18 protein-coding genes and 1 pseudogene are annotated in these 20,522 nt (G+C 29.5%); 17 read left to right on the top strand and 2 right to left on the bottom strand.

What is annotated here, in order from left to right; genetic code table 11:
* The 10 genes and pseudogenes from H3U96_RS03070 (at window position 1) to H3U96_RS03025 (ending at window position 10,001) form a co-directional block, all read left to right on the top strand.
* A complete protein-coding gene (locus H3U96_RS03070) occupies window positions 1–624 on the top strand; it encodes a penicillin-binding protein activator LpoB (protein WP_198195534.1) in 624 nt (207 codons plus the stop codon).
* A complete protein-coding gene (nagZ, locus tag H3U96_RS03065; protein WP_065579330.1) occupies window positions 624–1,670 on the top strand; it encodes a beta-N-acetylhexosaminidase in 1,047 nt (348 codons plus the stop codon). Before H3U96_RS03070 ends, nagZ begins: the two co-directional genes overlap by 1 nt.
* A gap of 352 nt (window positions 1,671–2,022) precedes the next feature.
* Window positions 2,023–2,892: pseudogene (locus H3U96_RS03060) on the top strand (sigma 54-interacting transcriptional regulator); the annotation flags it as partial.
* A gap of 176 nt (window positions 2,893–3,068) precedes the next feature.
* The gene (locus H3U96_RS03055) at window positions 3,069–4,292 is read left to right on the top strand and encodes an acetyl-CoA carboxylase biotin carboxylase subunit family protein (RefSeq protein WP_086360882.1); all 1,224 of its coding nucleotides are present in this window, start codon (window positions 3,069–3,071) and stop codon (window positions 4,290–4,292) included.
* Entirely contained in the window at window positions 4,293–4,958 is a 666-nt protein-coding gene (locus H3U96_RS03050) for an amidohydrolase family protein (protein WP_086360881.1), read from the top strand.
* Window positions 4,945–6,138: a pyridoxal phosphate-dependent aminotransferase gene (locus tag H3U96_RS03045; RefSeq protein WP_086360880.1), complete on the top strand. Its 1,194-nt coding sequence runs from the start codon at window positions 4,945–4,947 to the stop codon at window positions 6,136–6,138. Before H3U96_RS03050 ends, H3U96_RS03045 begins: the two co-directional genes overlap by 14 nt.
* A gap of 42 nt (window positions 6,139–6,180) precedes the next feature.
* The gene (locus H3U96_RS03040) at window positions 6,181–7,452 is read left to right on the top strand and encodes a glycosyltransferase (protein WP_198195532.1); all 1,272 of its coding nucleotides are present in this window, start codon (window positions 6,181–6,183) and stop codon (window positions 7,450–7,452) included.
* A gap of 101 nt (window positions 7,453–7,553) precedes the next feature.
* Window positions 7,554–7,955: an FdtA/QdtA family cupin domain-containing protein gene (locus tag H3U96_RS03035; RefSeq protein WP_086360878.1), complete on the top strand. Its 402-nt coding sequence runs from the start codon at window positions 7,554–7,556 to the stop codon at window positions 7,953–7,955.
* Window positions 7,952–9,040 carry a DegT/DnrJ/EryC1/StrS aminotransferase family protein gene (locus H3U96_RS03030; protein WP_086360877.1) on the top strand — a complete coding sequence of 363 codons (1,089 nt, stop codon included), beginning with the start codon at window positions 7,952–7,954 and terminating at the stop codon, window positions 9,038–9,040. The genes H3U96_RS03035 and H3U96_RS03030 overlap by 4 nt, the downstream gene beginning before the upstream one ends.
* Window positions 9,027–10,001 (top strand): glycosyltransferase family A protein, encoded by a 975-nt coding sequence (locus tag H3U96_RS03025; RefSeq protein WP_198195530.1) that lies wholly within the window; start codon window positions 9,027–9,029, stop codon window positions 9,999–10,001. The genes H3U96_RS03030 and H3U96_RS03025 overlap by 14 nt, the downstream gene beginning before the upstream one ends.
* A 235-nt stretch (window positions 10,002–10,236) precedes the next feature.
* On the opposite strand, the gene H3U96_RS03020 is transcribed toward H3U96_RS03025, so the two are convergent.
* On the bottom strand, window positions 10,237–11,046 hold the full coding sequence (locus H3U96_RS03020; RefSeq protein ID WP_086361314.1) for a hypothetical protein: 810 nt from the start codon (window positions 11,044–11,046) through the stop codon (window positions 10,237–10,239).
* A 295-nt stretch (window positions 11,047–11,341) separates the two neighbouring features.
* Between H3U96_RS03020 and rfbB the strand changes: the two genes are divergently transcribed.
* The 4 genes from rfbB to rfbD are packed head-to-tail and all read left to right on the top strand — an operon-like array spanning window position 11,342 to window position 14,703.
* Entirely contained in the window at window positions 11,342–12,406 is a 1,065-nt protein-coding gene (rfbB, locus tag H3U96_RS03015) for a dTDP-glucose 4,6-dehydratase (protein WP_086362430.1), read from the top strand.
* Window positions 12,407–12,417: 11 nt separating this feature from the next.
* The gene (gene rfbA / locus H3U96_RS03010; protein ID WP_198195528.1) at window positions 12,418–13,284 is read left to right on the top strand and encodes a glucose-1-phosphate thymidylyltransferase RfbA; all 867 of its coding nucleotides are present in this window, start codon (window positions 12,418–12,420) and stop codon (window positions 13,282–13,284) included.
* Window positions 13,285–13,295: 11 nt separating this feature from the next.
* A complete protein-coding gene (rfbC, locus tag H3U96_RS03005; RefSeq protein WP_086361229.1) occupies window positions 13,296–13,829 on the top strand; it encodes a dTDP-4-dehydrorhamnose 3,5-epimerase in 534 nt (177 codons plus the stop codon).
* 4 nt (window positions 13,830–13,833) lie between these two features.
* The gene (gene rfbD / locus H3U96_RS03000; RefSeq protein WP_086361230.1) at window positions 13,834–14,703 is read left to right on the top strand and encodes a dTDP-4-dehydrorhamnose reductase; all 870 of its coding nucleotides are present in this window, start codon (window positions 13,834–13,836) and stop codon (window positions 14,701–14,703) included.
* Here rfbD and H3U96_RS02995 read toward each other — a convergent pair.
* Complete coding sequence (locus tag H3U96_RS02995) at window positions 14,698–15,591, bottom strand: glycosyltransferase (RefSeq protein WP_086361231.1); 894 nt, start codon at window positions 15,589–15,591, stop codon at window positions 14,698–14,700. The genes rfbD and H3U96_RS02995 overlap by 6 nt on opposite strands.
* Window positions 15,592–15,839: 248 nt before the next feature.
* On the opposite strand from H3U96_RS02995, the gene msbA (H3U96_RS02990) reads away from it, so the two are divergent.
* From msbA (H3U96_RS02990) to H3U96_RS02980, 3 genes are read left to right on the top strand one after another with little or no spacing between them, the layout of a single operon-like run.
* Window positions 15,840–17,576: a lipid A export permease/ATP-binding protein MsbA gene (msbA, locus tag H3U96_RS02990; RefSeq protein WP_198191764.1), complete on the top strand. Its 1,737-nt coding sequence runs from the start codon at window positions 15,840–15,842 to the stop codon at window positions 17,574–17,576.
* Between the two features lie 29 nt (window positions 17,577–17,605).
* Window positions 17,606–19,360 (top strand): lipid A export permease/ATP-binding protein MsbA, encoded by a 1,755-nt coding sequence (msbA, locus tag H3U96_RS02985; protein ID WP_086361233.1) that lies wholly within the window; start codon window positions 17,606–17,608, stop codon window positions 19,358–19,360.
* Window positions 19,361–19,415: 55 nt separating this feature from the next.
* The gene (locus H3U96_RS02980; RefSeq protein WP_086357364.1) at window positions 19,416–20,492 is read left to right on the top strand and encodes a glycosyltransferase family 10 domain-containing protein; all 1,077 of its coding nucleotides are present in this window, start codon (window positions 19,416–19,418) and stop codon (window positions 20,490–20,492) included.
* Window positions 20,493–20,522 lie beyond the last annotated feature (30 nt).

The following is a 20,522-nucleotide window of genomic DNA, read 5'->3' as shown; positions in this document are numbered from 1 at the left end:
ATGAAACAGTTTAAACGTATCGTTGGAGTGGGCATACTTGCTTTTAGTTTAGCTGGATGTCAACTTCTTGGTTATAATCAAAAAACTGAAGTCAATCCACCAGTAGAAATCCCCGATAACACTGGGGTGGTAGATACTCCGCCACAGATAGTTAAAACAACTGATTGGAATGATATATTATCTCCAGTTGTTAATAAAATATTGCAATCTTCATCAGCAATTGAAGGTAATAAACTGTTGTTAATTAGTGATATCCAAAATCGTAGTGGCGATTATTTAGCAACAAATCAGATTGATACAACGTTACATAATATACTGAATAAGCAAAGCATTTTCTCTGTGGCTGATAGACAATCGATCAGTCAAGCTAAACAAGCGTTAGGTATTTCTGTTGATGATAAACTTGTTTCTCGCAGTAAAATGATCGGTTTGGCTAAGTCAATAAATGCAAGCTATGTGCTTTTTACCACACTTTATAAGTTACCAACCGAAAATGAAGATGCCAACCTTTCTATGGAATTACTTTCAACCCAAACGGGTGAAATTTTACAACGTGTGACAACAAAGGATATCCAATCCAAAAATTCTGCTAATCCTGATCCTTCTCAAGGAGCTGCTGAATAATGGGGCCTTTATTGATTGATGTGCCGAGTACATCATTAACTAATGATGATATGGCGCTTTTAAAAAATCCAATGGTAGCAGGGATTATTTTATTTAGTCGCAATTATCAGTCGCCTGAGCAATTGACTGACTTGATAAAGCAAATTCGTTCGGCGACATCAGAACGTTTATTAATTTCGGTTGATCATGAAGGTGGTCGAGTTCAACGTTTCAAGCAAGGCTTTACTCTTATTCCTCCTGCACAATCTTTTGCTTTGCTTAATGATTTAGAAAAAGCGAAATCATTAGCATTTGACGCGGGTTGGTTACTAGCGATGGAATTGATTGCTTACGACATTGATTTAAGTTATGCACCTGTACTTGATTTAGGTCATGATTGTTTAGCCATAGGTAGTCGATCATTTCATCAAGATAGTTATATTGCTTATCAAATCGCATCGTCAATGATTGATGGTATGCATTCGGCAGGCATGAAAACAACTGGTAAACATTTTCCTGGTCATGGTCATGTTATTGCTGATTCTCATAAAGAAACACCAATTGATTATCGTTCGAAAGAACTCATTGAAAATGATATGCAGATTTTTGCTAAATTAATCGCTGAAAAGAAACTTGATGCCATTATGCCTGCTCATGTTATTTATCCTGAATTTAATGATAAACCTGCCAGCGGGTCAGAGTTTTGGCTAAAAACAGTGTTACGTGAAAAGTTACATTTTGATGGTGTTATATTTTCTGATGATTTATCGATGGAAGGTGCTTCTGTTTTGGGTGATCACGCTGAACGAGCTAAAGCAGCGCTTAATGCTGGTTGTGATTTATTATTGGCTTGTAATAATCGAAATGGCACATTAGCTATTTTAGATGCATTAATTCGTTTAAATGAAAAACAGCCATTATTAACTGATAAAGCAAAACTACTATTAACTAATACCAAAGTAAATTATGCCGATTTGATAAAGAGTCATGATTGGCAGAATCGTCATCAAAATTTAATGAAGTTGAATGAAAAGTGGGAGCATTATAATGCAAGCAGCCATCATTAAAATCGACAATAATACACAATTAGTTGCTTATAATGATGCAGCAAAAGCATTATTTTCTAGTAATTTATTAAGCTTAGATCAGCCATTTGATTATCGAAATGCATTTAATTTAGATACAACATTCGATTTATCTGAACATGATGATACGATTATTGTATTGAACTCGCAGTATTTTTTATTGCAAAAAATTAATGAATCATCCCTTATTACCTTTGTTTTGCAACCAGTTGAATATCTAAAAAAACGGTTAGCAAAAATTAATGTTGTTGGACATCATGCTTTTGATATTTTTGCTGTTAAAAGCCAACCAATGCAAAAATTAATTGCTCAAGCTAAAGCTTTTTCAATGCAAAGGGAGCCACTATTGATTACCGGTGAAACTGGCACCGGTAAAGATTTATTGGCTAGTGCATGTCATCAATATAGCCCTAGAGGGGATCAAACCTTTTTAGGTCTTAATTGTGCTGCTATGCCTGATGATGTTGTTGAAAGTGAGCTTTATGGTCATGCCGCAGGGGCTTATCCAGGAGCACTAGAAAGCAAAAAAGGTTTTTTTGAGCAGGCTAATGGTGGTTCTGTATTACTTGATGGCATTGATGAAATGTCATTCCAAATGCAAACCAAATTATTGCGTTTTATTAATGATGGCTTTTTTAGACGAGTCGGCGATGATAACGAAGTTTATGTTGATGTTAGAATCATCTGTGCAACTAAAGTTGATTTAGCTGAATTGGTGGAACAAGGAAAGTTTAGGAAAGATCTTTATTATCGCTTGAATGTGTTGTCCTTAAATTTACCTTCACTACAAGAGCGTCAGGAAGATATTGCACCGCTTACACAAATTTTTATTGATGAATTTGCTAATAAGCAGGGCATTACACCGCCAACAGTTAATCAAGATGTTATTCCTTATTTAGCTCAATATTCATGGCCAGGAAATGTAAGACAGCTTAAAAATGTACTTTATTCAGCATTGGCTCAGTTAACATCTTCACAATTGACAGTAAAAGACATTGTTTTACCAGCAATAACTTCAACTCAGATCTCATTGATTAGCGATATTGACAATAAAACGCTAGATGAAATGACTAAAAACTATGAAAAAGAAGTCCTAAAAAGTCTCTATGTCAAATATCCAAGCTCAAGAAAACTTGCCAAAAGATTAGGGGTATCACATACTGCAATTGCGAATAAGCTTAGGGATTATAGCATAGGGAGGTAAATATTGTGAGCATATTAATAATGGTATGTTTGTTAAGCAATGTTTAATATTAGTTAATAAAAACAAATATGATTTAACTTTCTTTACGCAAAGCATAATGATATATTTACAATATTAACATTTACTATAAGCATTGAGAATATTTCAAGTTTAATTAAATATAACAGGAATTTATTATGATAAACCGGAACATTTTTTTATTGTTAGGTGGAAATAAGTTAAATTATGGTATTTACCAAAAATTTAAAAATAAAAATATGTTGGTTTATGTTGTTGATTGGAATGAAAAACCAGATATTGTTGGCGATAAACATTATCGTTTAGATGTTAAAGATGGTAAAAGTATAGAAAGAGCGCTTGAAAAAGACGGAGTAATTAATGATGTAATTTTTGCTTACTCGTCTATAGACCTAGCAGTGGAAGCGGTTGCATATTTAAATAAATTATTTGGATACAAAACGTTAAATGATCATGGTGTTGCAAATGCTTCATCGAAATCAATGATGACTAAAAAATGGAATGAAGCAGGTCTATTAAATCGATTTTCCAGAGCTTATTCAAGTTATGATTCATCTATTTTGGTACAAAATAAACATGTTTCACTAATATTTAAGCCAGACAATTCTAGTTCTTCAAGAGGAATTACAATATGTCCTAGAGCTGATGATGAGATAAACTTGCATAATGCTTTTATAAAAGCTTCGACTGAAAGTTCGAATGGATTGGTTATAGTTGAAGAATTTGTAATAGGAACCGAATTTACCGTTGAAATGTTAGGAGATAGTAATTCAAATGTTAGTGTTTACGGAATTTCTAAAAAATCACATACTCCATATAATAAGAACAACAAAATTGCAGTTAAATTGCATTATAATTCAATTAGTGATTCTTTACAGAATAAAATTGCTAACTATGCTATACAGTGTTACCAAGCTTTAAATTTCTCATCGTCATTAGGACATTTAGAGATATTATTAAAAGAAGATGGGACATTATCACCGATTGAAATAGGTGCCAGATCAAGTGGTTTCATAGCCTCAGATCTTGTTGATATTGTTTCGGGACGCGATTATTTAATGGATTTATTAGATGTATATAAAGGTGGACTTGTCTTTCATGGACTTCTTCCTCAAACTAATTTTTCATCGATGTATTATTTTTATGATTTTCCAAATAATTTCACAATTAAGAAACAATGTTCACTATTAGACTTTTGCGATAAAAATATTGTGAGCCTTTATTCAGATCATTCCTCTCTAAAATCAGGTGCTTGTTTTAATATTATTGATAATGATAATGCTAGAGTGGGATTTGAAATTTTGAAAGGTGATAAAAGTATATTAACTAAGGACTATATTGATCTACTTGAGAAAAATATGTTAATGGGAATGGGGGGGTAAATGTTTTTTGATAGCCATATACACACTAAAACAAAAGAAAGCGGTGGATTTATCATTGGTCTTGAAGGATCTCCTAAATTTGCAGATACAATGAATAATCAACAAGCATTAACTTATCATTCTCCTCAAAATGGTTATGTATCATACTTTTATGTTACAAAAAATATGTTGCATGAAGTGATTGAACATAAGTTTTTAAAATATCATCCTCGTAGAGAACATTATACGCCTGAGCAAGTTATTCAATCGATATATCTCAATAAACCGCATTGTGTTATGATCGATACTTTAAATGAACCTTATTGGCAACCTTATGATTATTGGCAAATAGCACGTATTTTCCCCGATATTATTTTTATATTTCCTCATTCTGGGGGATATTTAATTAATGACTTTATAAAAATATGTCATTTTCAGAAAAACATATGGATTGATTTCTCTTTAACACATACTGTTTTAGGCGGTTTAGGAAAAGGACTTGCCTATATAAATGATGCAATTTTATATTCATGCAAAAGTGCTTTCGCAGAAAGAGTTTTATTGGGATCTGATGCTCCTTTTTTTAATCAGCAGGATGTTGTGGATTTTTATAGGCGATTTGATTTGATAGATTCATTAAATTTGAATTTTAAAAAGTTGTTGGAGAAGATTAATGAAATTAAATGATAAAGTTGTAGCCATTCCTCCTGCTGCATCAATTTTGATAAATCAAATTGTATATGATAAAAGACAGCTAGGTGAAAAAGTATATACTTATTCTTTAGGTGAGGCTTTTTTTGAAATACCACGATTTGATATAACTGATGAAGAATTTATATTAGGCTACCATTACTCCAGTAGTTTAGGGCAATTACTTTTACGGAAAAAAATTGCTGAACTTTACCAAAAATATTATCAAGTTGGAGTTGATGCTGATTCTGAAGTTTTGATTAGTGCTGGCTCGAAAGTTATCATCTATATGTTATTGATGACGATAATCAATCCTGGGGATGAAGTGCTTGTTTCTGAACCGTCATGGTTAAGTTATAAAGAACAAATATCATTGGCAAATGGAGTTTATGTAGGGATACCTTTCGCTGAAAATATTAATCAATGGGAAAAATATATTACTGATAAAACGAGAATTATAGTTATAAATAATCCTAACAATCCATCAGGCTATTTATATTCTGAATCTGAATTAAGTTTTTTACTAAATTTAGCTAAAAAATATAATTTAATCATTTTATCTGATGAGGCTTACAGTGATTTTCTTCTAAAAGATGATAAATTTATCTCAATTTTAAATTTAGACAAACACAAAGAGCATTCTATTGTTGTTAATTCCCTCTCTAAAAATATGGGGATGTCTGGTTGGAGAGTCGGTTATGCTATTGCTAATAAAATTATTATTTCTCAATTGTTAAAGCTTAACCAACATTTAATTACGTGTGCACCGACATTATTACAAAATTATTTAGCTAAAAATTTTGATTCAATTTTAGATCATACTATACCTCAAGCTCGTCAAATGGCTGAAAAAAGGAAACAAGTACAATTACTTATTAATGAGCACAAACTTAATGTACTACCTGGTATTGGAACTTTTTATTTTATGATTGATGTTTCAAAATTCCCAGGCTCTACAGATGAGTTAGTATTAGAATTATTATTTAATCATAATATAGCTACTGTTTCTGGTAGTGCATATGGAATAAGTACAAGTGATTTTATTCGATTCGGTATAGGAGTTGAAAATCTTAATGATATAAATAAAAGTTTAAGTGTTATTTCCTCATATTTGAGGTTGGATAAATATGATAATAAAGCTTTAAGGAAACAATTAACACAATCTAGTAATAAATAAATTATCTTAAATTTTTCTTTCAAATAAGTTTGGTGAATAATTATGGCAAATATTTTAGTTTGCGCTGATGGTTTTTTTCGGGCAATATCTCCGTTAGCTTTAGAACCACTAATAGAAGGATTTGTTGAATCTCTCGTAAAAAATGGAAATAATGTTTTACTATATATTAAAAAAGATTTCCCAGAAGATAAAAGTTTATCTACCAAATTATTGGAATTTAAAGCAACTAAAGAAGTAAAAACTTTTAACCCTGAAATAATATTTACTTTTAATAATTGTATAAGAAAAAGTTTCCTACAGGTAACAAATTGTCCTGTTTATATAATTGCATCAGATACTCCTGTATATTGGAATAGAGGAAGCCTGATAGAAAAATTTAATTCAAGATATCATTTACTGTATTTTAATGATGATTTTTGTGAGGATGTAAAGAATTTATATAAAATTGGATTTGAGAAGCAGCAGCGAATTCCTTATGTTACCGCGATAAATGCAAACCCAAAATTACCAAAGAAATATGATATTTCTTTTATAGGAAATTTTTATAATGTTTCTCAATTTTTATTTGAGAATATTATCTATGAGCTTCATGTTAGAAAAGATGAAAAAACTTACAATGAATTTTGTGAACTTGTTGACGATATTATAATCTCAAAGAAAAAAACATCTAATATTCAAAGTAAGTGGCAACAGATTAAAGATAAGATAGGTAAAAATATATCCTTGGATTTATTAATTAAAGAAGTCTTTTTAATGAAAACTTCTGATATAAGACAAAGCTACTTGTCTAAAATTTCAGATATGGATTTACATATTTTTACTTGGATCCAAAATTTAAGAATTTCTTCAAATAATTTTAATCTTGCGAAGAGTACTCATATTTTGCCAATCTATGATATAAAGGGTAATGAAAAAATTTATAATTCATCAGTCATATCCTTAACATTACCTCATGCTCAAGTTGATACGGGATTTTCATGGAGAGTTTGTGATATTCTGGCGTCTAACTCTATGCTACTCTCTAATCCGAGTAAAGATCTTGATAAAATATTTAACGGTATTATTCCTGTGTATAAGGACCCTTCTTCGCTACGAGATTTATGTAAATATTATATAAAGAACTCAAAAGAAAGAACAGAAATTGTATCAGAATGTCAAAGAATAATAGATAAAAATTGCAGATACGATAACTTTTTAGATATTTTATATGATTTTACAAAAATAAATTTTAAAAATTGTCAAAATATTGGTAAATTGATTAACTTTAAAAGTGTAGAAACCAAGCAGAATAAGTATTTTGCAATTAACAAATAAAACAAAATCAATTTGTTTTACTAATTTAAAAATTTTTATAGAGCAGATGTTAAGATTAACATCTTGGTTGATATTTTATATGAAATATAAAAGTGTGAACAATGCATACAATTATTGATTTTAACGTTAAAGGCGATGAACGAGGGAATTTGGTTGCTTTAGAGCAATTTAGTGGTTGCCCTTTTGACATCAAAAGAGTGTATTATATTTGGGGAACCCTTAAAGGAGTCGTTAGAGGAAAACACGCTCATAAAGATTTAGAACAGATTATAATATGTGTATCTGGAAGTTGTGATTTTATTTTAGATGATGGAGTCAGTAGAGAAATAATTCACTTAGATACCCCTAAAAAAGGGTTATATATTAAAAATAAAGTTTGGCGTGAATTCACAAACTTTTCGAAGGATTGCGTCGTGATGGTTTTGGCTAGTGAACGCTATAATCCTGAAGATTATATTAATGATTATGAGGAATTTATAAAAGAAGTGAGGACAAATAAATGATCAAATTTCTCGATTTATATAAAATAAATGAACAGTATCGCTCTGAAATTGATTGTTATTTTAACAAAGTCATGGATAAAGGCTGGTATTTACTTGGTGACGAAAACACTTCTTTTTGTAATGCCTTTGCTAAATATTGTGGTACTAAATATGCTTTAGGTGTTGCTAACGGACTTGATGCCTTAAATTTAATTATTAAAGCATACGGGTTTGGTCCTGGAGATGAAATCATAGTTCCAGCTAATACTTATATAGCTTCTATACTTGCTATCTCAGAAAATGGCTGCAAGCCCATTCTAGTTGAACCAGATATCAATACCTATAATATCAATCCCAATCTTATCGAAAAAGCAATAACACCAAAGACCAAAGCTATTATGGTTGTCCATTTGTATGGTCAAGCAGTAGAAATGGAAACTATATGGCGATTAGCTGAAAAGTACAATTTAAAAATAATAGAAGATTCAGCACAAGCTCATGGTGCAATGTATAAAGGCCGTAGAGTTGGTAATTTAGGTGATGCTAGTGGTTTTTCCTTTTATCCTGGAAAAAATTTAGGTTGTTTAGGTGATGGTGGCGCTATAACTACAAATGATGAAGAGTTATATTTAAAAATCAAAGCAATTGCAAATTATGGTTCTGATAAAAAATACGTCAATATTTACAAAGGGGTAAATTCTAGATTAGATGAATTACAAGCTGCTGTAGTAAATGTAAAATTACCTCATTTAGATGAAGATAATAATAAGCGACGTAAAATAGCCAATTACTATATAAAAAATATAAATAATCCATTAATTGTATTACCGAAATCACCAAAAGAAAATATGCATGTATGGCATCTCTTTGTTATAAGAACTGAAAATAGAGATAAATTACAAAGTTATCTGCAAGCTAATGGAATACAAACTCTTATTCATTATCCTATTCCTGTTCATAAACAGGAAGCATATAAAGAATGGGGAAATCTTAGCTATCCTATTAGTGAAAAAATACATAAAGAGGTTTTATCTTTACCTATTAGTCCAGTAATAACAAGTGATGAAATGATTAAAGTTGTAGAAGTGATAAATGAATATAAGTAAATTACCGTTAGTTTCTGTTGTTATTTCTGCATATAACCATGAAAACTATATACAAGAGACTATTAACTCTATTATCGCACAAACGTATGAAAAAATAGAACTAATCATTATCGATGATGGTTCAATAGATTTAACTTTCGAAAAAATCCTTGAAATGGAAAATGTTTGTAAAGAACGTTTTATTAATATTATATTTAAAAAGCAAAAAAACCAAGGAATTGGTACAACAGCTAATAATCTAATAAATTTATCTCAAGGAAAATATATATACTATATTGCTTCAGATGATTTAGCTAAGCCTACAGCTATATATGAAGAAGTCTCATTTTTAGAGAAACACGATGATTATTCACTAGTTGTTGGTGACAATGAAATCATTGATAAAAATGGAATAATTTGTTATTGGGATAAATCAAGAAATTTGATTTATGAAGAGAGTGCCGCTACCCACAAAACATATGGTGATTTTTTGAAGATTAAAGAATTAGGCAATAATTTTGGGCGATATTTATATTTATACAAAGGTAACCATATTCCTAATGGTTATCTAGTTAGAAAAGAAATATATGAAAAAACAGGTATAAATAATGAAAAAGCACCTTTAGATGATTGGTTTATGAACCTTCAAATAGCCAAGTATGCTAAAATTAAATATTTAGATAAAGTTTTATTTTCCTATAGATGGCACCATACAAATACTAGTAAACAAGGTCAAAAGATGCAATTGTTATATGATTTAACAATACAATATGAAAATGATTTACTCTCAAAAACTGATTTTAAATTAGTTCATAAAGATGCTTTATATTGCTTTTTATTTGGAAAGATTATAAAGAAAGTAAGTATAATAAATAACAAAATTGAATTTCATAAATATAGAAAAAATAATATTAAAATGTGGGTATTACATATTTTGGGATGTGAATTTATCATCAGAAAAAAATTTCTATCAAATGATTAAAAAACATTCTTTTAGTGGTGATATTGAAAAAATTAATAGAGTTATAAATTAAATTTTTAACAATTTTTTTTGTTTATTTTTTATAGAAGAATAGGATTGATTTTTATCCAATCCTCAAGTTGTTATATGATATAGTTTAACAAATTATATCTTATTGAAGTATTTAATAATACAATGAAGATTAAAAAATAAAATAAATAATATTTTTAATCAATTAATTATTTTTTGGTTATTTTTAAAAATTAGTATTTGTTGGCCTAATATTTTTTTCAATACTCATCCCAGATCTAGGATGCTGTTTTGTTATAACACACTTTATAAGTTTTAAAAAACTTATAAAATTCAAATTATCTTTTTTCTTCATTTTATATGCATAAAATAAGTTGCGTCTAATTTGTTTTTTTGGATTTTGTTTTCGAAACATTCTTAATAACATTTTAGCGTATGCTATTTCAAGCCTTGCTCTTTCACTAAGTTCTCCTAATGAAAGCTCACAGGTCATGTCATGCTGCATTTGACCAATACATATTCCTTTTAAATTAGCCGATTGAGGAGTGTCATGAATTAAATCAAAAAATCTATGGTCAGTATGGTAAAAAGCAAATTTTTCATCAAAAACATAATTATTAATCGAAATTAATGTATTAACCAAATTTTTTGAAATAGCAGTTCCCGAATTTATAGTGCGGATATCACCTAATGTAAATTCACCTAATGGAGTTATTATCTCTTTTTGCTCATAATCTGAAGGAAATTGATGAATACCTTTATTTTTTTGTGGATAAATAGCTGGGCAAATCAAAGCATATTGCGAATTACCATGAATATTTTCAAAAAAAGATGGATCGATTTTAGAATCTTGGTCAAAAATAACAAAAAAATCGTAATTAGTCTTATAAATAAAATTATTATATATTTTGCTTAATGATAAATTACGTATATCTTGATAAATGGATGTTACTATACCTTTGTCTTTGCTTTTAATTAAATAATCATTAATATCTTTTTCTTCAAGTAACGTAGGTCCATTATTCCAAATAATCAAATTCAACTCTATATTGTCTAATTTTGTATCTAGAAGTGATTTTAATGTGATCGAATCAGATAGAGAAGAATTATATAAAACTGTTAAGAGATTTATTCTCATAATTAAAAATTAAAAATTAAAAAAGTTAAATATCATTTTACCATATGCACTACATAATTGTTAATATAAATTCTTAGCTCAAATTACTATATTAAGATTTATATTAAAAATGTAAGGATTATCTATATATAATATTGCTATTTATTTACTTTGTTATTATCATTTTATAATAGTTTTTTAAGAGGGAAGATAAATGAAATTGATTGTAACTGGTGGTGCTGGATTTATTGGCTCTGCTGTTGTTAGATATATTATAGAAAAAACGGAAGATGAAGTATTAGTTATCGATAAATTAACTTATGCTGGAAATTTAGAGTCTTTAGATGAAGTATCTAAAAGTAATCGATTTTATTTTAAGCAAATTGATATTTGTGATAGAAATTCCCTAAGGAGAGCAATAACAGATTTTCAACCTGATATTATCATGCATTTGGCTGCTGAAAGTCATGTTGATCGTTCTATTGATAATCCATCCACATTTATAGAAACTAATGTAATAGGTACTTTTTCTCTTTTAGAAGAGTCTTTAGCATACTGGAAAAATATAGATTCTACCAGAAAGGCAAATTTTCGTTTTCATCATATTTCGACAGATGAAGTTTATGGTGATTTGCATGGAACAACAGATTTATTTACAGAAAAAACTCCTTATTCACCAAGTAGTCCTTATTCTGCATCAAAAGCATCAAGTGATCACCTTGTTCGAGCTTGGTATAGAACTTTTGGATTACCAACGGTGATTACTAATTGTTCTAATAATTATGGACCTTATCATTTTCCAGAAAAGTTAATTCCGTTAATGATTTTAAATGCTTTAGAAGGTAAGCCTTTACCCGTTTATGGCAATGGACAACAAATTAGAGATTGGTTGTATGTTGAAGATCATGCTAAAGCGCTTTATCTCGTTGCAACTCAGGCGAAAATTGGTGAAACATATAATATCGGTGGACATAATGAACGAAAAAATATCGATGTTGTTAATATAATTTGTGAACTACTTGAAGAATTAGTACCAAATAAACCTACTAATGTTAAATCTTATAAAGAGCTTATTATAAATGTAACAGATAGACCAGGTCATGATCAACGATATGCTATAGATGCTTCTAAAATACATTGTGATTTAGGTTGGAAACCACAAGAAACTTTCGAGAGTGGTATGCGAAAAACAGTTGAATGGTATTTAAACAATCAAGCTTGGTGTGATCATATTAAAGATGGTTCATATGCTAGATTTAGACAAGGTATATTAAAATAATAGGTTAAATTATGAAAGGAATAGTACTTGCAGGTGGATCGGGAACTCGTTTATATCCAATTACTCGAGGTATATCAAAACAGTTACTCCCTATATATGATAAACCAATGATTTATTACCCTTTATCAGTATTCATGTTAGCTGGTATACGTGACATTTTAATCATTTCTACCCCTGATGATTTACCTATGTTTAAGCGATTATTAGGTGATGGCTCGCGATTTGGTATCAAACTTAGTTTTGCTGAACAACCTAGACCTGAAGGCTTAGCACAAGCATTTTTGATAGGTGAAGAATTTATTAATGGTCAAAAATGTAGCTTAATTTTGGGGGATAACTTATTTTTTGGTGAGAGTTTCGGTAAAAAATTAGAAAAAGTTGTATCTCAAAAGACAGGTGCAACAATTTTTGGTTATCAAGTGATTGATCCGGAACGTTTTGGTGTTGTTGATTTTGATAAAAATTTTAAAGCATTATCAATTGAAGAAAAACCAATAAAACCAAAATCCAATTGGGCAGTTACTGGACTTTACTTTTATGATGAAAATGTTGTTGAGATGGCAAAACAGGTCAAACCGTCAAATAGAGGTGAATTGGAAATAACTACGCTTAATCAAATGTATTTAGAAGCAGGATTATTAAATGTTGAGATCCTCGGAAGAGGGTTCGCATGGCTTGATACAGGAACTCATGACAGTTTATTAGAAGCATCATCTTTTGTTCAAGTTATTGAAAAACGACAAGGCTTAAAAGTGGCTTGTCTTGAAGAGATTGCATATCGTAATGGTTGGTTAAGTATAGAACAAGTTAAAGAAGAAACTGTACACTTAGGTAAAACAATGTATGGTCAATATTTAGCTAGATTATTAGAACAGTAGTAGGTAAATGAATGCAAGTAACTGAAACAGAAATTCCGGATGTAAAAATTGTTAAACCCAAAGTATTTGGTGATGAAAGAGGTTTTTTTCTTGAAACTTTTGAACAGAAACGTTATCAACAAATGTTAGATATAAATTTTAATTTTGTACAAGATAATCATTCACGTTCTCAGAAAGGTGTTCTAAGAGGTCTACATTTTCAAAAACAAAATCCTCAAGGAAAATTAGTAAGAGTAGTAAGAGGGCAAGTATATGATGTAGTTGTTGATATTCGCAAGGATTCAAAAACTTTTGGTAAATGGGTAAGTATTATTTTGTCAGAGGAAAATAAAACACAACTCTGGATCCCTCCTGGACTTGCTCATGGATTTGTAGTTTTATCTGATATTGCAGATTTTGAATATAAGTGTACAAATTACTATGATCCCAAGTCAGAAGAAAGTTTATTGTGGAATGATCCTACAGTGAATATTGATTGGCCAATTACAAATCCAATATTATCAACTAAAGATAAACAGGGTAAAACATTAATGGAGTTAGTATAGGCATATGAAAGTTTTGTTAACAGGTGCTAATGGTCAATTAGGTAATTGTATAAAAGCTATATGTCCCTTGAATTATGAATTAATTAATACTGATAGACAACAACTTGATATAACTGACATTTTAGCTATTGAAGCTATTATTAATAAATATAAACCTGATGTGATTATAAATTCTGCTGCTTATACAGCAGTTGATAGAGCTGAAGACGAGCCAACGTTAGCTAATCAAATTAATGTTATTGGACCACAAAATTTAGCAATTGTAGCAAAAAAGTATAATATAAAACTCATTCATATTTCTACAGATTATGTTTTTGATGGCAATCAAAATATTCCTTATAATGAAAATGACGTAACTAATCCTATTAATGTTTATGGCAAAACAAAACGCCATGGAGAAATTACTGTTTTAAATAATGATCCATCTTCAATTATTATTAGGACATCTTGGGTTTTTAGCGAATATGGTAATAACTTCGTCAAAACGATGTTAAAATTATCTAAAACAAGAACTGAACTGTCTGTAATTAATGATCAAATAGGTAATCCAACCTATGCTGGCGATATAGCATTAACAATTTTTGATATACTTGAAAAGAATATTCCCGGTGGTATTTATCATTATTGTGGAGATCAGTCTGTCAGTTGGTATGAATTTGCTAAACGTATTTTTGATATTGAACAACAATTAAATTCAACAATTAAAAAATCACCGGTTAATGTTTCACCAATTTTAACCAAAGATTATCCTACAAAGGCATGTAGACCTTTATATTCTGTTCTAGATATGCAGAAAATAAATTTATTAACTGGTATTTCGGGATCAGATTGGAACAAGGCGTTGAGACATGTGATCCCTCGAATAAATTTATAATAACTGTTTTGTTTTCATAGGTATACGAGATCTAGGATGTTTTCGAGTTACTAAACATTTAAATAGATTTAAAAAAATAGTTAAAGAGTATTCTTTTCTGACGAACCTTCTTAGTAAATATAAAAATACATTTATACTATTTTTATTATCATAAAATAATTTATTCAATACTTTTGAATATTCCATTTCAAGTTTTCTTGATGGACTAATTTTGGTTCTATCTTGTAAATTAAAATTTAAAGAATGATTGATTTTCCCAATACATAACCCTTTAAACGTTGTTTTGCTTAATGATTTCAAATCAATAAAAAAACATGTATCTATAGCATATAAAGCGTAATACTCATTAAATATATGCGTTCTCGTACTCTTTAGATAATCTATTAACTTATGTGATAATGTTAATCCAGAAGAAATAGATTCTATTTCACCCATCTTAAAGATATTTTTATCTAATAATTTTTCAGTTTGCGAATAAGTAGGAAAGCAAAGTGAATTTTCTTTTGTTCGCCATCCAGCAGAATAGATAGAAGGAACAATAATATCAAAATTATTGTTTAATAATATATTTTTAAAGAAGTCAGAAGCTAAAACTGAATCTTGATCTAGGATTGAAAAAAAATCGTAATTTTCCTTGTTAATAAAAAAATTATAGATTTTACTCAATGCTATATTGTTTGTGTCTTCATATATTGAAAGCTGAACACCAAGTTTGTTAAATTTAGATTTAAATTCTTCACATTCATTAATATCAAGCTGTTGAGGACCATTATTCCAAATGATTAGATTTAAATTAGTATCTGTTTTTTCAGTGTTTAATAATGATTGTATAGTTTCAGAATTTTTTATTAATGAGTTATATAAGATGACTATCGCGGTAATGTTCATACTTGATCTAATTAATTGTAAAAAATGTTAATATTGTATCTTTTTATTATGAACAAAGATAGAATATTATACATCTAATTATTTAGATAACTCATTCTTTAAACTAGATTAAAATTTTATTTTGCATTCCAATTTATTAAGATTATTCACTTTATAAGTAAAAGGCGGTTGTTATAAAATAATTAAACTAACGAGACGTCCCTCATTTATAGTATAATAAATATTAAATTAGAAATTCACTTTTTATTATGTCTAAGAAATATAATTCTCTGAATACACTTGTACAACTGTGGCCATTCGTTAAACCGTTTAAAAAAGCTTTATTTATTGCAGTACTAGGGCTTTTATTAAATGCGGTTACTGATTCGGCTTTAATATCTTTGACTAAACCTTTACTTGATAATGGTTTAATGGATAAAAATTATTCTTTATTAATTATCATCGCTATATCGATCATTGGGTTAATTGCATTAAGAGGATTATCAAATTACGCTTCTACATATTGTCTCTCTTGGTTATCAGGAAAAGTTATAACTAAATTTAGACAAATGATATTTGATCATCTTGTAAAATGCCCAGTAAGTTTTCATGATAAACAAACTGTTGGTGATCTTGTATCTATCATAACTTATAACACACAAATGTTATCTAAAGCTTCATCTGATGCCTTGATTATATTGGTTCGTGAAATAACTTATGCCATTGGGTTATGTGTTGTTATGTTTTATGGTAATTGGAAATTAGCATTAGTGTTAATTATATTGGTACCATTTATTATTTGGGTTGCGCAATTTATTGCTAAGAAATTTAGGAAAAAATTGATGTCCATGCAAAAAGGGATGGGTGAAATTACCACTGCTGCTGATGAGATGCTGAAAGGGCACAAAGATGTTTTGGTTTTTAATGCTAAAGAATTTGAGAAAACTAATTTTAACAAAATTACCAATATATTTAGATGTGATATGTTAAAAATAGAATTAATATCACGATTATCAACACCGATTGTGCAAATGATTGCAACTTTAGGTTTAGGATTTATATTATTTTTAGTTGCAAGTCAAAGTTTAGATATTACGCCAGGTTCTTTTACTGTCGTTTTTTCTGCTATGATTGCAGTAATGCGACCTTTAAGAGAATTAACCAGTTTACACGTCGAATTACAAAAAGGTGCTGTTGCATGTGAATCTTTATTTGGACTTTTAGGCACTCCACTTGAAGATGATAGCGGTAAAATCGTAGCTAAAAATGTTAAAGGAAATATTGAATTTAAAGATGTAACCTATCAATATCCATCAGGCAATAATCCTATACTTAATGATATTAATTTTAGAATTGAGGCTGGACAAACTATTGCTTTAGTAGGTAGATCGGGAGCTGGTAAGTCAACTATTGCAAGTTTAATTCCTAGATTCTACGATTTAGAAAAAGGTCAAATCCTTATTGATGATATTAATATTAAAGATTACACATTAAAATCGTTACGTAACCAAATAGGATATGTTTCTCAACGAGTGCATTTATTTAATGGAACTATTGCCGATAACATTGTTTATGGTGAGAGAGGGTTGCATAGCAAGGAAGAGATTATTAATGCTGCTAAATTAGCTAATGCTATGGAGTTTATTGATAAGTTAGAAAAAGGCATAGATACCGAAATTGGCGATAATGGTATTTTATTGTCAGGCGGGCAACGTCAGCGTATCGCAATTGCTAGAGTATTATTACGCAATAATCCAATTTTAATTTTGGATGAAGCGACATCTGCACTAGATAATGAATCTGAACGACTTGTACAAGAAGCTATAGAATTATTACAGAAGAACCGAACTTCAATCATTATTGCCCACCGATTGTCCACAATTGAAAAAGCAGATCGTATTTTAGTGATTGATAATGGAAGAATTATTGAAGATGGAAATCATCAGACACTTATTAGACTAGATGGTATTTATGCATTAATGCATAAAATGCAATTTAATTCATAAAATAATTAATTTATTAAATAAATAACAATATGAGTAATAAACATAAAAACCTTGATCAAGATATATCAACTTGGCGAACTTTTTTAAAGCTATGGCCATATATTACACAGCATAAGTTTGTGTTGTTCATATCAATAATGTTGTTAATTGTTAGTGCATTCGCTGATACTTCATTGATTGGTTTATTGCGTCCTTTACTAGATTTGGGTTTTTCTATGAATGACCAAGAGTTTCTATATATGGCGCCTTTATATATATTTGGATTAGTGTTGATTAGAGGGATGGCTAATTATGGCTATTCAGTCTTATTAGCATTTATTTCCGGTAAAATCATAATGCGTATTCGTCAGCGACTCTTTGCCCATTATGTTGATGCCCCTGTTAGCTTTTTTGATAGGTCATCAACAGGAAGATTATTATCGCAAATTACCTACGATACGGATCAAGTTGCTGCATCTTCTTCTGATGCTTTAATTACCATTATTCGCGAATCAGCGTTTATTTGTGGGTTATTTTATACTATGTTTTACAATAGCTGGCAACTATCATTATCTTTAATCATAGTTACTCCTATTGTAATCGCGTTGATTACTTTTATTTCCGTCAAATTTAGAAAGTTAGCAAAAAGTATGCAAAACTCAATGGGTAATGTCACTATGTCAGTAGAACAAATGTTGAAAGGACATAGAGAGATTATTGTATTTGGCGCTCAAGAAGAAGAATCTAAAAATTTTGAAAAGGTAAATAATAAATTTCGTAGAGATGGTATGAGATTAGTTTCAGTTTCGGCACTATCTACACCAATCATTCAATCTGTTATTTCATTAGCTATTGCTTTTGTACTACTAACAGCAAGTGATCCAAATTTAAATATTACACCAGGCGAATTTACGGTTGTTTTTTCATCGTTAGTTGCTTTAATGCAACCTATTAAAAATTTAACCAGTGTTAATGCAAACTTCCAAAAAGGGATGGCAGCATGTCAAACATTATTTTTAATTTTTGAACAACCACGTGAGGTTGATAAGGGCATTATTAATGTAGATCGTGTGCAAGGGAATATCTCATTTAAGAATGTTTCTTTCGGTTATGAAACCAGACAAGATTTAGCTCTAAAGGATATTAGCTTCTCTGTACCTGCTGGAAAAATGGTTGCATTAGTCGGGCGTTCAGGATCAGGTAAATCAACAATAGCTAGCCTAATAACTCGATTTTATGATGTATCAAAAGGAGAAATTTTAATTGATGATAATGATATTCGTAATTTTACACTATATTGTTTACGTAACCAAATTGGTTTAGTTTCCCAAAATGTTCATCTATTTAATGACACAATAGCTAATAACATAGCTTATGGTCGAATTGGCGAATATTCTCAAGAACAAATTGAAGAAGCTGCTAAAAAAGCCTATGCATATGATTTTATTATGCAATGTGAACATGGGTTTGATACTAAGGTAGGTGAAAGTGGAATATTATTATCAGGAGGGCAAAGGCAAAGAATTGCAATTGCACGTGCACTTTTAAGAGATAATCCAATTTTAGTTTTGGATGAAGCTACATCAGCATTAGACACTGAATCAGAACATGCAATACAAAAGGCTCTGAATGATTTACAGAAAGGAAGAACATCTATTGTTATTGCACATAGATTATCAACTATCGAAAATGCCGATAATATATTAGTTATTGATTCTGGAGAAATTGTTGAAAGTGGGACCCATAAAGAATTGCTCCAAAAAAATGGAATTTATACAAAATTATATCAAGCAAATCAATTATAGTTTATTCAATATAATAATTTAGCTATTGAGTAAATTAAGGAATATAAGGTGTACAATGAGTATCAGCAGGATTGTTATTGATTGTGTTAGTTTATTTGTAAAAGACAAAAAAAAGAAATATTTTCTAAAGAAAAAATATGGCAGCAATCCTCCTTATATTTTGACGAGAAAAAACGCCAAAGTTTATAAAGATATTTATATTCCAATTTATAAACATAATGTTCAATTATGCCCAGTTGAACCTGAAATTTATAATAAAAAAGGCGAGAGATTAAGAGTTATTTTTTTAAGGGATAACTATAAGCCCAATGCTTCTGCTCAAACAAGTAATTTAATATATTGGGATAAATATAATTTTGAACTGCCTCTACACCTTTATACTCATGGAAGAATGTTGGAAACTATGGGGTCTCCAAGTAGCCGTTTTGGTGCTTTAGTTGAGACAAAAGGTATCAAACCAGATAGTTATGAAATTTTTTCAAAATATCAAGGTTTAGAAAAAGATTTTGATTTAATATTCACTTATGATGAAAAAATACTAAATGATATACCAAATGCTCGATTTGTGCCTTTTTGTGCTGATATAAAACTTTTTGCCAGTGATTTTGTTCTGTTACCCAGCCTAGATGAAATATTCCAACAAGATTTATTTTATGAAAAAAGTAAAAACATATCTATGTTATCATCGAATAAAAAATTATGTGATCTACATTTAAAAAGAATTTTAACGGCAAATAAATTAAAACATAATCCTAATGTAGATACTTTCGGTACATTTGATGGTGGCCAATTTGTTGATCCGTATGAAACTTTACGTGATTACCGTTATTCAATTGTTTTTGAGAATGAAATATCGCCTTATTGTTTTACTGAAAAATTAACTAACTGTTTTGCTACTCAAACTATCCCTATTTATATTGGAGCAAGTAAAATAGGTGAGTTTTTTGATGAGGACGGTATTATAAGAATTAGTGAAAATGAAATTGATAATATAGAAAATATTATCAAACAGTGTAGCGAAGATGATTATATCTCCAGAAAAGATGCAATAATGAAAAATTTTTTAGCAGTTCAAAAATTCAGTAATAATGAGGATTACATGTATAAAACTTATATAAAGAATCAATTTTAATTTGCATATATCAAATTTAAAAATTATTTT

Origin of the sequence: Gilliamella sp. M0364 (genome assembly GCF_016100565.1) — a bacterium.
Taxonomy (GTDB): Bacteria; Pseudomonadota; Gammaproteobacteria; order Enterobacterales; family Orbaceae; genus Gilliamella; species Gilliamella apis.
This window is presented reverse-complemented; position numbering and strand designations above follow the sequence as displayed.